The sequence below is a fragment of the Variovorax boronicumulans genome (genome assembly GCF_030812215.1).
Lineage (GTDB): Bacteria > Pseudomonadota > Gammaproteobacteria > Burkholderiales > Burkholderiaceae_C > Variovorax > Variovorax boronicumulans_C.
The window spans coordinates 121,868-134,541 of the sequence record NZ_JAUSSG010000004.1; the positions used below are offsets into that span (position 1 = coordinate 121,868).

Annotated in this window: 13 protein-coding genes and 1 tRNA gene; 12 read left to right on the top strand and 2 right to left on the bottom strand. The window is 66.0% G+C overall.

All coding sequences use genetic code 11. The features are described 5' to 3' along the window. The first annotated feature begins 17 nt into the window (after positions 1 to 17). From J2W23_RS12485 to J2W23_RS12505, 5 genes are all read left to right on the top strand, one after another. Positions 18 to 94, top strand: a tRNA-Gln gene (locus J2W23_RS12485). Positions 95 to 270: 176 nt separating this feature from the next. Beyond that, complete coding sequence (locus tag J2W23_RS12490) at positions 271 to 1,245, top strand: ribose-phosphate pyrophosphokinase (protein WP_042582779.1); 975 nt, start codon at positions 271 to 273, stop codon at positions 1,243 to 1,245. Between the two features lie 90 nt (positions 1,246 to 1,335). After that, positions 1,336 to 2,010, top strand: a complete 675-nt coding sequence (locus J2W23_RS12495; RefSeq protein ID WP_176659255.1) for a 50S ribosomal protein L25/general stress protein Ctc — start codon at positions 1,336 to 1,338, stop codon at positions 2,008 to 2,010. Between the two features lie 73 nt (positions 2,011 to 2,083). Next, a complete protein-coding gene (gene pth, locus J2W23_RS12500; protein WP_176659254.1) occupies positions 2,084 to 2,716 on the top strand; it encodes an aminoacyl-tRNA hydrolase in 633 nt (210 codons plus the stop codon). 35 nt (positions 2,717 to 2,751) lie between these two features. Next, positions 2,752 to 3,246, top strand: coding sequence for a hypothetical protein (locus J2W23_RS12505; RefSeq protein WP_307648958.1), 495 nt, complete (start codon positions 2,752 to 2,754; stop codon positions 3,244 to 3,246). Here the strand turns inward: J2W23_RS12505 and J2W23_RS12510 are convergent. Then, on the bottom strand, positions 3,232 to 3,522 hold the full coding sequence (locus tag J2W23_RS12510) for a YfhL family 4Fe-4S dicluster ferredoxin (RefSeq protein WP_176659252.1): 291 nt from the start codon (positions 3,520 to 3,522) through the stop codon (positions 3,232 to 3,234). The two genes, J2W23_RS12505 and J2W23_RS12510, sit on opposite strands and share 15 nt — an antisense overlap. Before the next feature lie 104 nt (positions 3,523 to 3,626). Between J2W23_RS12510 and J2W23_RS12515 the strand changes: the two genes are divergently transcribed. The 7 genes from J2W23_RS12515 to J2W23_RS12545 all read left to right on the top strand — a co-directional run bounded on the left by J2W23_RS12515 (position 3,627) and on the right by J2W23_RS12545 (position 12,029). Next, positions 3,627 to 4,577, top strand: a complete 951-nt coding sequence (locus J2W23_RS12515) for an ABC transporter permease (RefSeq protein WP_176659251.1) — start codon at positions 3,627 to 3,629, stop codon at positions 4,575 to 4,577. Beyond that, on the top strand, positions 4,574 to 5,452 hold the full coding sequence (locus tag J2W23_RS12520; protein WP_307648959.1) for an ABC transporter permease: 879 nt from the start codon (positions 4,574 to 4,576) through the stop codon (positions 5,450 to 5,452). The genes J2W23_RS12515 and J2W23_RS12520 overlap by 4 nt, the downstream gene beginning before the upstream one ends. A 5-nt stretch (positions 5,453 to 5,457) precedes the next feature. Further along, complete coding sequence (locus tag J2W23_RS12525; protein ID WP_013543373.1) at positions 5,458 to 6,447, top strand: ABC transporter ATP-binding protein; 990 nt, start codon at positions 5,458 to 5,460, stop codon at positions 6,445 to 6,447. After that, a complete protein-coding gene (locus J2W23_RS12530; RefSeq protein ID WP_307648960.1) occupies positions 6,444 to 7,274 on the top strand; it encodes an ATP-binding cassette domain-containing protein in 831 nt (276 codons plus the stop codon). The genes J2W23_RS12525 and J2W23_RS12530 overlap by 4 nt, the downstream gene beginning before the upstream one ends. 109 nt (positions 7,275 to 7,383) lie before the next feature. Further along, a complete protein-coding gene (locus J2W23_RS12535) occupies positions 7,384 to 8,877 on the top strand; it encodes an ABC transporter substrate-binding protein (RefSeq protein WP_307648961.1) in 1,494 nt (497 codons plus the stop codon). 222 nt (positions 8,878 to 9,099) lie between these two features. Then, entirely contained in the window at positions 9,100 to 10,587 is a 1,488-nt protein-coding gene (locus tag J2W23_RS12540) for an ABC transporter substrate-binding protein (protein WP_307648962.1), read from the top strand. 23 nt (positions 10,588 to 10,610) lie between these two features. Next, positions 10,611 to 12,029 carry an amidase gene (locus tag J2W23_RS12545; protein ID WP_307648963.1) on the top strand — a complete coding sequence of 473 codons (1,419 nt, stop codon included), beginning with the start codon at positions 10,611 to 10,613 and terminating at the stop codon, positions 12,027 to 12,029. Here J2W23_RS12545 and J2W23_RS12550 read toward each other — a convergent pair. After that, complete coding sequence (locus J2W23_RS12550; RefSeq protein ID WP_307648964.1) at positions 12,014 to 12,637, bottom strand: YitT family protein; 624 nt, start codon at positions 12,635 to 12,637, stop codon at positions 12,014 to 12,016. The genes J2W23_RS12545 and J2W23_RS12550 overlap by 16 nt on opposite strands. Between the last annotated feature and the right edge of the window lie 37 nt (positions 12,638 to 12,674).

Consider the following 12,674-nt stretch of genomic DNA (forward strand, 5'->3'; position numbering starts at 1 on the left):
AAACCATCGACCCGTGTAGGGGAGTCGCCAAGCTGGTTAAGGCACTGGATTTTGATTCCAGCATGCAAAGGTTCGAATCCTTTCTCCCCTGCCAAATCTATTGAAACTGCGGTCTAACCCCCGCAGTGCTTTTTAAAAACTGCGGCCTGATGGCCGCAGTGTTTCTTCTGCAGCACACCCGCTGCAATAATCGGCAGCCCACGGGCTGCCACGACTCAAAACCTTTTGGCGGCTTCCTCCAAGCCAATTTCGCACTGCCGGGACGCGCTCATGCAGGCTAATCACCCTGATTTCATGGTTTTCACCGGCAATGCCAATCCCGGCCTCGCCGCAGAAATCGCGCACAACCTCGGCACCTCGCTGGGCGCCGCACGCGTCGGTCGCTTCTCCGATGGGGAAGTCACCGTCGAAATCAACCAAAACGTCCGCGCACGCGACGTGTTCGTGGTGCAGTCGACCTGTGCACCGACCAACGAAAACCTGATGGAACTGCTGATCATGGTCGACGCGCTCAAGCGCGCATCGGCAGAGCGGATCAGCGCCGTGATTCCCTACTTCGGTTATGCCCGCCAAGACCGCCGCCCGCGTTCGAGCCGCGTGCCGATCTCGGCCAAGGTCGTGGCCAACCTGCTGGAAACCGTTGGCGTCGAGCGCGTGCTCACGATGGACCTGCATGCCGACCAGATCCAGGGTTTCTTCGACATTCCGGTCGACAACATCTACGCCTCGCCCGTGCTGCTGGGCGACCTGCGCGCCAAGAACTACGAAGACCTGATCGTGGTCTCGCCCGACGTCGGCGGCGTGGTCCGTGCCCGTGCGCTGGCCAAGCAACTGAACTGCGACCTCGCGATCATCGACAAGCGCCGCCCGAAGGCCAACGTCAGTGAAGTCATGAACGTGATCGGCGAGATCGACGGCCGCAACTGCGTGATCATGGACGACATGATCGACACGGCCGGCACGCTGGTCAAAGCAGCCGAGGTGCTGAAGGAGCGCGGCGCCAAGAGCGTCTACGCCTACTGCACGCACCCGATCTTCTCGGGTCCGGCCATCGAGCGAATCACCAAGGGCTCGGCCCTCGATGAAGTGGTCGTGACCAACACCATTCCCCTTTCCGATGCGGCCCTCGCATGCGGAAAGATCCGCCAGCTCTCCGTGGCACCGCTGATCGCCGAGACGATCCAGCGCATTGCCAAGGGCGAGTCGGTGATGAGTTTGTTCTCGGACCAGGACAACCTGTTCTGACCTGAGAACCAAAGAGCGGGCTTCTTTTTCGAAGAAGCCTTTTTGAACCGGAGTCGCACTGGTCGCGGTGGACTCTCACAGGAGCTAGTTATGAAATTCGTCGCTTTTGAGCGCGCAAAGCAGGGCACGGGTGCGAGCCGCCGTCTCCGCATCTCGGGCAAGACGCCCGGTATCGTCTACGGTGGTGAAGGCCTGCAGCCCCAGCTGATCGAAATCGATCACAACGCGCTGTGGCACGCCCTCAAGAAGGAAGCCTTCCACTCGTCGGTCCTCGAAATGGAACTCGGCGGCGCCACCAGCAAAGTGCTGCTGCGCGACGTGCAGTACCACCCGTTCCGCCAGCTGGTGCAACACATCGACTTCCAGCGCGTGGATGCCAAGACCCGCCTGCACATGAAGGTGCCGCTCCACTTCAAGGGTGAAGAAGAGTCCGAAGCCGTCAAGACCGCGCACAACCTGGTGAACCACGTGATCACCGAGCTGGAAATCAGCTGCCTGCCGTCCGATCTGCCCGAGTTCATCGAAGTGGACCTCTCCGGTCTCACGAAGAACGCCACGCTGCACGTCAACGACATCAAGCTGCCCAAGGGCGTGAAGTTCGTGAGCCACGGCAAGACGAACCCCGTCATCGTGTCGGCCGTGCCGCCGCTGGTCGCCGAAGAGCCGGCACCTGCCGCCGAAGGCGCAGCTGCTGCCGAAGGCGCCGCACCGGCTGCCGGTGGCAAGCCTGCCGCCAAGACGGCCAAGCCCGCCGCGAAGAAGTAATTCTTCCCGTCCCCTGCAAAAGGCCCGCCGTGTGCGGGCCTTTTGCTTTGGGGGCGGCGAGATAATTCCCGCCATGATCAAGCTGTTCGTCGGCCTCGGAAACCCGGGCCCTGAGTACGAAGCCACGCGCCACAACGCGGGCTTCTGGTGGATCGACGCCCTCGCGCGCGACTGGAAACTCAACCTCGTGCCCGAGCGCGGCTACCACGGCCTTGCGGCGCGCGCCAGCATCGGCGGTCAGAGCGTCTGGCTGCTGGAGCCGCAGACCTTCATGAACCTCTCGGGCAAATCGGTCGCGGCGCTCGCTCGCTTCTTCAAGATCGCGCCCGAGGAAATTCTTGTGGTGCACGACGAACTCGACGTGGTACCCGGCCAGGCCAAGCTCAAGTTCGGCGGCAGCCATGCAGGCCACAACGGCCTGCGCGACATCCATGCGCAGCTCGGCACCGGCGACTACTGGCGGCTGCGCCTGGGCATCGGGCATCCCGGCGTGAAGTCGGAGGTGATCAACTGGGTGCTCAAGAAACCATTGAAGGAACAGCGCGAACTGATCGACGACGCCATCGTCCGCACGCTGCATGCCGCGCCCGCGCTCGTGGCCGGCGAGATGGAAAAAGCGACCATGCAGATTCACACGAGCAAACCGCCCCGGCCCAAGCCGCCGCGGCGGGAGCCCGGCGACGGGGGCACGCCTGCCGCCACCTAGCCGGCAACCGGAGTGCAGGAGGGAGAGAAATAAAAATGAAGACGAGAAGAAGAGAAAAGAGGGCGGGGAAATTCGGGCTGGCCATATTCTTAATAGCGGCCTGCGTCTATTCCACCGGCGTGGCCGCCCAGGATTCCGCAAAGACCTGGCGGTGCGGCAACACCTACTCCGACCGCCCCTGCGAAGGCGGCAAGGCGGTGAAGGTGGACGACCCCCGCAGCGATGCGGATCGCCGTGCCGCCGAAGCCGGCGCGAAAAGCAACAGCGCGCAGGCCGACAAGCTGGAGCGCTCCCGCCTGTCTCTGGAGAAGGCAGCCTACGACCGCGATCGCCAGGCGGCACGGGAGGCGCGAAGCGCCGCGATGGCCGAACGGCGCATGGCCCTGTCCGAGCAGCAAGCCCGCGAGCGCGCCACCAAGGCGGCGGGCGACCCACGCAAATCGACCATGAGTTTCAGCAGCGGCAAATCGGCCGGTGACGCCCCGGCGAAGAAAAAGAAGCGGAGGTCCCGCGACTCAGACGCCGGCTGAAGAAGCAGGCGAAGAAACCGCCGTCACCTTGATCGCCGTGAGGCGCTGGTACTTCTGCATCAGCGTCTCGCGGCTTTCCACATGCTCGGGGTTCAGGGGAATGCACGCGACCGGGCAAATCTGCACGCACTGCGGCTCATCGAAGTGACCAACGCACTCCGTGCACTTGTGCGGATCGATCTCGTAGTACTCCGCACCCATGTAGATCGCATCGTTCGGGCACTCGGGCTCGCAGACATCGCAGTTGATGCATTCGTCGGTGATCATGAGGGCCATCCCCCGATTATCCGCGGACCGGGGGCGGTCTCCATCCGTGAATGACAAAGGCCACATTCACGGCACATTTGTTGCAGCAGTCAGGTTATGCTGCGCCCCGCCCCATGAGTCTGTTTCTATTCAAGCGCCTCGCCACGCTGATCGGCACCTTGATCGGCGCTTCGGTCATCGTCTTCCTCGTGCTCGAGATCCTGCCTGGCAACGCCGCGCAGATGCTCATGGGCCCCGACGCGTCGCCCGACGCCGTCGCGGCGCTGGCCGCCAAGCTCGGCCTCGACCAGCCCGCGTGGACGCGCTACTGGCACTGGATCGGCGGCCTCCTCACCGGCAACCTCGGCGACAGCTACGCCTACAGCTCGCCGGTGATCGACCTGATCCTCGAACGCCTTGCCCTTACTGTGCCGCTCGCGCTGCTGGCCATGGCCTTCACCGTGGTCATCGCGCTGCTGGTGGGCGTGACCGCCGCCGCGCGCCACAACAAGCTGGGCGACGTGGGCCTCATGGGCATGGCGCAGGTCGGTATCGCGATCCCGAATTTCTGGTTCGCGATCATGCTGATCCTGGTGTTCTCGGTGCAGCTGCAATGGTTCTCGGCCGGCGGCTTCGAGGGCTGGGGCGAAGGCATCTTCGCGGGCCTCAAGTCGCTGTTGCTGCCGGCGCTGTCGCTGGCGGTGGTGCAGGCGGCGATCCTCGCGCGCATCACGCGCTCGGCGGTGCTCGAAGTGATGCGCGAAGACTTCGTTCGCACCGCGCGCGCCAAGGGCGTGTCGCAGCGCATGGTGCTGTGGACCCATGTGCTGCGCAACGCGATGATCCCGGTCATCACGGTGATGGGCATGCAATTTTCCGAGCTGCTGGCCGGCACCATCGTGGTGGAGAACGTGTTCTACCTGCCGGGCCTGGGCCGCCTCATCTTCCAGGCCATCAGCAACCGTGACCTGATCGTCGTGCGCAACTGCGTGATGCTGCTCGCGGCACTCGTGGTCATCGTGAACTTCGTGGTCGACGTGCTCTATGCCGTGATCGATCCGCGCATCAAGGCAAGCGACATATGAGCAGCACCGTCGTCGCGCCCAGCGCAGCCGCGCTCAAGGTGCCGGGCTTCTGGCGCCGCGCGCTGCACCACCGCAGCTTCGTCATCGGCGGCGTGCTTACGCTGCTGCTCCTGCTGGCCGCCGCCGTCTCCCTCGTCTGGACGCCTTGGTCGCCCTACGAGATGGACATGGCCAACAAGCTCAAGCCCCCGACGGGCTCGCATTGGTTGGGCACCGACACCTACGGCCGCGACGTGGCCTCGCTGCTGCTCGTGGGCGCGCGGGCCTCCATTCTCGTGGGCGTGATCGCCGTGGGCATCGGCCTCGTGGTCGGCACGGCGCTCGGTCTGCTCGCCGCCGCAAAGCGCGGCTGGGTCGAGGAGGCCATCATGCGGCTCACCGACTTCTCGCTCGCCTTCCCCGCGATCCTGTCGGCGATCATGATGACGGCGGTGTTCGGCGCCGGCATCGTCAACGCCATCGTCGCGATCGGCATCTACAACATCCCGACCTTCGCGCGCATCACGCGCGCCTCGGCCAACGCGATCTGGTCGCGCGAATACATCGCCGCCGCACGCGCCTGCGGCAAGGGTTCGTTCTCGATCACGATGCAGCATGTGCTGCCGAACATCTCGGCCGTGCTGATCGTACAGATCACGATCCGCTTCGCCATCGCCATCCTGGCCGAAGCCGCCCTCTCCTACCTCGGCCTCGGCACGCAGCCGCCGCAGCCGTCGTGGGGCCGCATGCTCAGCGAGGCGCAGACGATGATGTTCCAGTCGCCCCTGCTCGCCGTGTTCCCGGGCATGGCCATCGCGATGGCGGTGCTGGGCCTGAACCTGCTCGGCGACGGGCTGCGCGATCTGTTGGACCCTCGCCTGGCGAGAGCGAGGTAAGCGGCATGCCCCTTCTCCAAGTCAAGGATCTGCACATCGAACTGCAAACGCAGCGCGGCCCGGCCGAGGCCGTGCGCGGCATCGACTTCACGCTGGAGCGCGGCGAAACACTGGGCATCGTGGGCGAGTCGGGCTGCGGCAAGTCGATCACCGTGATGTCGCTCATGGGCCTGCTGCCTTCGAACGCCAAGGTCACCGGCAGCATCCGCTTCGACGACACCGAACTCGTCGGTCGCGACGAGAAGGACATGTGCCAGATCCGCGGCAACCGCATCGGCATGATCTTCCAGGAGCCGATGACGGCGCTGAACCCGGTGCACACCATCGTGCGCCAGGTCGGCGAGCCGCTGCGGCTGCACCGCGGACTCTCTAAGGCTGAGGCGCGCAAGGAAGTGCTGGCGCTGCTCGAACGCGTGGGCATTCCGGATGCGGCCTCGCGGCTCGATGCGTATCCGCACCAGTTCTCGGGCGGACAACGCCAGCGCATCGGCATCGCGATGGCGCTGGCCTGCGGCCCCGACCTCTTGATTGCCGACGAACCGACCACCGCGCTCGACGTCACGATCCAGAAGCAGATCCTCGAACTCATCCAGAGCCTGGTGCAAGAGCGCGGCATGGCGCTGATCCTGATCTCGCACGACCTCGGCGTGATCGCGCAGACCGTCTCGAAGATGCTCGTGATGTACGGCGGCAGCGTCGTGGAAAGCGGCCCGACCGAGGCGGTCTTCGCCCGCCGTGCCCACCCCTACACGCAGGGCCTCTTTGCCGCCCGCCCTGCACTCGGCGCGCCGCGCGGCGTACGGCTGGCCACCATTCGCGGGAGCGTGCCCGAGCTGGTCGACCTGCCCAAGGGCTGCCCGTTCGCCGGCCGCTGCAGCTACACCATCGACGCCTGCCAGACGACCCGGCCACCGGCCACGATGCTGCCGCAGGATCACGCGGTGCGTTGCATCCGGCTGGAAGAAATCGCGACGAAGGTCGCCGTTGCCTCATGAGTGAATCCGCCCTCGCCTCGCCGCTGCTGGAAGTGACCGATCTCGTGCGGCACTACGACCTGCCGCGCGAAAAGCTCTTCGGCCCGCTGCCGACCGTCAAGGCGCTCAACGGCGTGAGCTTCAAGGTCGAAGCCGGCCGCAGCCTCGGCATCGTCGGGGAATCGGGATCGGGCAAGTCGACCATCGCGCGCCTCGTGATGGCGCTCGACACCCCCACCTCCGGCAGCGTGAAATTGCTCGGGCGCGACCTGCACACGCTGTCCAGGAGCGAACTGCGCACGGCGCGCCGCGATTTCCAGATGGTCTTTCAAGACCCGTACGGTTCGCTCGACCCGCGCCAGACTGTCGCGCGCATCGTCGCCGAGCCGCTCGAAGCATTGGCCGAAGCGTCGCGAAAAGAACAACGCGAACGCGCCGCCGAATCGCTCGCGGCCGTGGGCCTTCGCTCCACCGACATGGACAAGTACCCGCACGAGTTCTCGGGCGGACAAAGACAACGCATCGCCATCGCACGCGCGCTCATCACACGGCCCAAGCTCATCGTCGCCGACGAACCCGTCAGCGCGCTCGATGTGTCGGTGCAGGCGCAGGTGCTCAACCTCATGCAGGACCTGCAGCAGCAGTTCGGCGTGAGTTACCTGCTCATCAGCCACGACCTCGCGGTGGTCAACCATCTGTGCGACGACGTGTGCGTGGTGTGGAAGGGCCTCATCGTCGAACAGGGCCCACCCGGCGAGCTGTTCCGCAATGCGCAGCATCCGTACACGCGCACGCTGCTCGACGCGGTGCCGCGCACGCCCACCGGCGGCACCCTGCTCGCGGCCTGACACCGAAGCGTCGCTTGTCCTTCGTAGGATGAGTGGGTCATAAGCATCTGGTTGCGCGACGGCACCCGTCTCGCGGATGATGCTTGCCCCTTCCCAAGGACACCGCTTCATGCTCCAACGACGCACCCTGCTCGCCACCGGCGCCGCTGCCGCGACATCGCTGGCATTGCCGCTCGCCGCCCTCGCGCAAAAGAAGAAAGACACGCTGGTGATCGGCCTCACGCTCGAGCCCACGGGCCTCGACCCCACCGCCAAGGCCGGCGCCGAGATTTCCGAAGTGGTGCTCTACAACGTCTTCGAAACCCTCACCAAGATCAACTCCGACGGCAGCGTCACACCGCTGCTCGCCGAGAGCTGGGAGGTCTCGCCCGACCTGAAGACCTACACCTTCAAGCTCAAGCGCGGCGTGAAGTTCCAGAACGGCGAGCCCTTCAACGCCCAGAGCGTGAAGTTCTCGTTCGATCGCGCAGCCGCGGCCAACAGCACCAACAAGGACAAGCGCACCTTCGCCAACATCGCGACGCAGGTGCTCGACGAGCACACCGTGGTGCTGATCAACAAGGAGATCGAGCCCGACCTCCTGTTTCTGCTCGGCCAGGCGTCGGCCATCGTGGTGGAGCCGAAGACGGTGGAAACCAACGCCACCAAGCCCGTCGGCACCGGCCCCTACCGGCTCGACAACTGGGCCAAGGGCTCGGCCATCGTGCTCGCCAAGTGGGACGGTTGGCGCCACGCCGATGCCGTGCAGATCCGCAAGGTGAGCTTTCGCTTCATCTCGGAGCCGGCCGCACAGACCACCGCGCTGCTCTCGGGCGATGTCGACCTGTTCCCGCACGCCTCGGTGTCGCGCAGCCTGCCGCAGTTCCAGAACGACAAGCGCTTCCAGGTGGTGTTCAACGCCTCGCGCGGAAAGGCCATCCTGGCCATCAACAACAAGCGCAAGCCTCTGGACGACGTGCGCGTGCGCCGCGCCATCTCCGCGGCCATCGACCGCAAGGCGGTGATCGAGGCTGCGATGGACGGACGCGGCATTCCCATCGGCAGCCACTACGTGCCGGGCGCGCCGGGCTACATCGACACGACGGCCATCAACGCCTACGACGTGGAGAAGGCGAAGAAGCTGCTGGCCGAGGCCGGCGTGAAGACGCCGCTCGAACTGGAGCTCGTGCTGCCGCCCCCGCCCTACGCGCGCCAGGGCGGCGAGCTCATCGCCGCGCAGCTCGCCAAGGTGGGCATCGTCGCGAAGATCCAGAACGTCGAGTGGGCGCAGTGGATGAGCGGCACCTACGGCAACAAGAACTACGACCTGTCGCTGATCCTGCACGTGGAGCCCTTCGATCTCGTGAACTACACCAAGCCCGAGTACTACTGGGGCTACCAGTCGGCGAAATTCAACGAGGCCTTCGACAAGGCGCGCAATGCGCCGCGCGCGGCCGAGCGCCTGCGCTACCTTGGCGATGCGCAGCGGCTGCTGGCCGAGGACGCGGCCAACGTGTTCCTGTTCCAGCCGCAGTTCATCACCGTGGCGGGGCGCAACTTGCGCGGTCTCTGGAAGGATGCGCCGATCTTCGTGAACGACATCGCCGCGCTGTACTGGGCCTAGCGGGAAGGGCCCGCGCCAGGCCCCGGCATCCGGGTACGTCCCGAGGAAAAACCGCTCCCGAAGCCATTCGCCGGGCCACCCGCTGCGAGAGAATGATCCGCTGCGCACGTGGCATCTTTCGTGCTGCGTGCCTTGTCTTTCGTGGCGCCGCGCCTCCCTTCGGGGCACGGTCGGCGCCGAAGCAGTCATTCGACCCTGGCCGTTTTCCGGAGATACCCACCTATGTTGAACCGTCGCACCCTCCTCACCACCGCCGGCGCCACCGTCGCGCTGGCCACCCCGCTGGCCAGCATGGCCCAAGGGCGGAAGGACGCCATCGTGATCGGCATGGCGCTCGAACCGCCGGGCCTGGACCCGACGGCCGGTGCCGCCGCCGCGATTGCCGAGATCGTGCAATACAACATCCTGGAGACGCTCACCAAGATCAACGCCGACGGCAGCGTCACGCCGCTGCTGGCCGAGAGCTGGGAAATCTCGCCCGACCTGAAGACCTACACCTTCAAGCTCAAGCGCGGCGTGAAGTTCCAGAACGGCGAGCCCTTCAACGCCGCCACCGTCAAGTTCTCGTTCGACCGCGCCGGCGGCGAGAAGAGCACCAACAAGGACAAGCGCACCTTCGCCAACCTCGCGACGCAGGTGGTGGACGACTACACCGTGGTGGTCATCAACAAGGAGATCGACCCCGACCTGCCCTTCGTGCTGGGCCAGGCCACGGCCGTGATCGTGGAGCCCAAGAGTGCCGACGGCAACGCCACCAAGCCGGTGGGCACCGGCCCCTACAAGCTCGACGCCTGGGCCAAGGGCTCCTCACTCACGCTGAGCAAGTGGGAGGGCTTCCGCAGCCCCGCCACTGCCAAGATCAACAAGGTGACTTTCCGCTTCATCGCCGACAGCGCCGCGCAGGCCGCCGCGCTGATGGCGGGCGACATCGACGTGTTCACCCGCATCGGCACGCGCGTGGTGCCGCAGTTCAAGATGAACCCGCAGTTCCAGGTGATCCTGGCGGGTTCGCGCGCCAAGACCATCCTGTCGATCAACAACCAGAAGAAGCCGCTGGACGACGTGCGCGTGCGCCGCGCCATCCTCGCGGCCATCGATCGCAAGGCGGTGATCGAAGGCGCCGCCGACGGCCTGGGCGTGCCGATCGGCAGCCACTACGTGCCGGGCGCGGCGGGCTTCGTCGACACCACGGGCGTCAACCCCTTCGACATCGAGAAGGCCAAGAAGCTGCTCGCAGAAGCCGGCGTGAAGACGCCGCTCGAGCTCAAGATGACGCTGCCGCCGCCCCCTTACGCGCGCCAGGGCGGCGAGGTGATCGTGGCCCAGCTCGCCAAGATCGGCATCGTGGTGAAGGTGCAGAACGTCGAGTGGGCGCAGTGGCTGAGCGGCACCTACGGCAACAAGGACTACGACCTGTCGATCATTTCGCACGTCGAGCCCTTCGACCTGGGCAACTACGCCAAGTCGGACTACTACTGGGGCTACCAGTCGAAGGCCTTCAACACGCTGTTCGACAAGATCAAGACCACGGCCAACGCCGCCGAGCGCAACAAGCTCCTGGGCGATGCGCAGAAGATGCTGGCCACCGACGCGGCCAACGGCTTCCTGTACCAGCCGCAGTTCCCGACGATCGCCAAGAAGAACGTGAAGGGCCTCTGGAAGGAGAACCCGATCTTCGTGAACGACCTGTCGGCCCTGTCCTGGGGATAGGGATCGACGTGTCCTCCTCACCGTTGAACGAACTCTCCGCGCAAGAACTCTCGGCCGCCTACCGCGACAAGCGCCTGTCGCCGGTGGAGGTCACAGAGGCCGTGATCGCGCACATCGAGCGCTGGGAGCCGCACCTGCAGGCCACCTGGCTCTTTCGCCCCGAGGCCGCGCTCGCACAGGCGCGCGCGTCGGAAGCGCGCTGGCAGCGCGGCGATGCGTTCGGCCCGCTCGACGGCGTGCCGGCCACCATCAAGGAAAACATCGCCACGCGCGGCGACCCGATGCCCGCCGGCACCGCCGCCGTCGACCTGAAGCCCGCCACCGCCGACGCGCCACCGGCCGCGCGCCTGAAGGAAGCCGGCGCGGTGATCGTGAGCAAGACGACCATGCCGGACTACGGCATGTTGTCGTCGGGCCTGTCGAGCTTCCACAAGCTCGCGCGCAACCCGTGGGACCTGAGCAAGACGCCCGGTGGTTCCAGCGCTGGCGCTGGTGCAGCATCTGCGGCGGGCTACGGTCCGCTGCACCTGGGCACCGACATCGGCGGGTCGCTGCGGCTGCCCGCGAGCTGGTGCGGCATCTTCACGCTCAAGCCGAGCCTGGGCCGCATCCCGATCGATCCGCCCTACATGGGCCGCGCCGCGGGGCCGATGACCCGCACCGTCGGCGATGCCGCGCTGATGATGCAGGCGCTCTCGAAGCCCGACGCGCGCGACAGCATGAGCCTGCCGGCGCAGGACATCGACTGGGCCGCCTTCGACGTGTCGCCCGACCACCTGCGTGGCCTCCGCATCGGGCTGCTGCTCGATGCGGGCTGCGGCCTCGCGGTCGAGCCGGAGATCCAGACGGCGGTCGAACACGCCGCCCGCCTGTTCGAGAAAGCTGGCGCGATCGTCGAGACCATGCAGCCCTTCATGTCGCAGGCCATGCTCGACGGCATGGACCACCTGTGGCGCATGCGCTCGCTGGTGGACATGAAGGCGCTGCGCCCCGACCAGCGCGCCAAGGTGCTGCCCTACATCCGCGAATGGGCCGAGAGCGCGGCCGAGTTCAGCGGCGAGCATGTGTTCCGCAGCTTCAGCCAGTTCCATGCAACGCGCGTGGCGGCGGTGCAGGCGTGCGCGCGCTTCGACTACGTGATCTCGCCCGTGTCGCCGAACATGCCGGCAGCGGCGGAGGCGCCTTCGCCGACCAACGATCCGCTGCGTCCGCTGGAGCACATTGGCTTCACGGTGCCGTTCAACATGTCGGAGCAGCCGGCGTCTTCGGTGAACTGCGGGTATTCGGCGAGCGGGTTGCCGATCGGGCTGCAGATTGCGGGACACCGGTTCGACGACCTCGGCGTGCTGCGCGTGTCGCGTGCGTTCGAGCAGATTCGCGAGGCCCAGCGGCCCTGGCCTGTGGTGCCTCTCAGTCCCTCAGCCTCTCAGGTGGCGGCGTAGCGGCCCGGCTTGTGGTTGATCCACAAGAAGAGTCCCATCACCACCGCAGCCATCACCGACCACGCCACGCGCTGCGGTGGAACCACGAACAGCGCGAGCAGCACGACCGTGCAGTCGATGCCGATCTGCACCTTGCCGGCAGGCCAGCCGCGCTTTTCCTGCAGGTACAGCGTCAACACCGTCGCGCCGCCGAGGCTGGCGCGATGGCGCGCGAGGAACAGGCAGCCCGTGCCCAGCAGCAGGCCACCCAACACCGCCGCAAAGGCCGGATGGAGTGAATCGATCGACAGGTAGCGCGGGGCCCAATCGGTCATTACCGAGAGCAACGCGATCGCCGAGAAGGTCTTGAGCGTGAAGGCGCGACCCATGTGGCGCCAGGCGAACCAGTAGAACGGCAGGTTCACCAGGAAGAACAGCTTGCCGAAGCTCACGCCGGTGGCGTAGTGCAGGATGAACGCGACGCCCGCCGTGCCGCCCGTGAGCAGGCCTGCCTGGCCGAACAGCATCATCGCGATGGCGACGAACAAGGTGCCCGAGAAGATCGCCTGCGCGTCATCGAAACGGGAATGGCGCAGCAGCGGCAGGTTGTTGGGTTGTGGCGCGTCCATGGCGGGGATGACGCAAATCCCGCGCCACCCTGGTCTC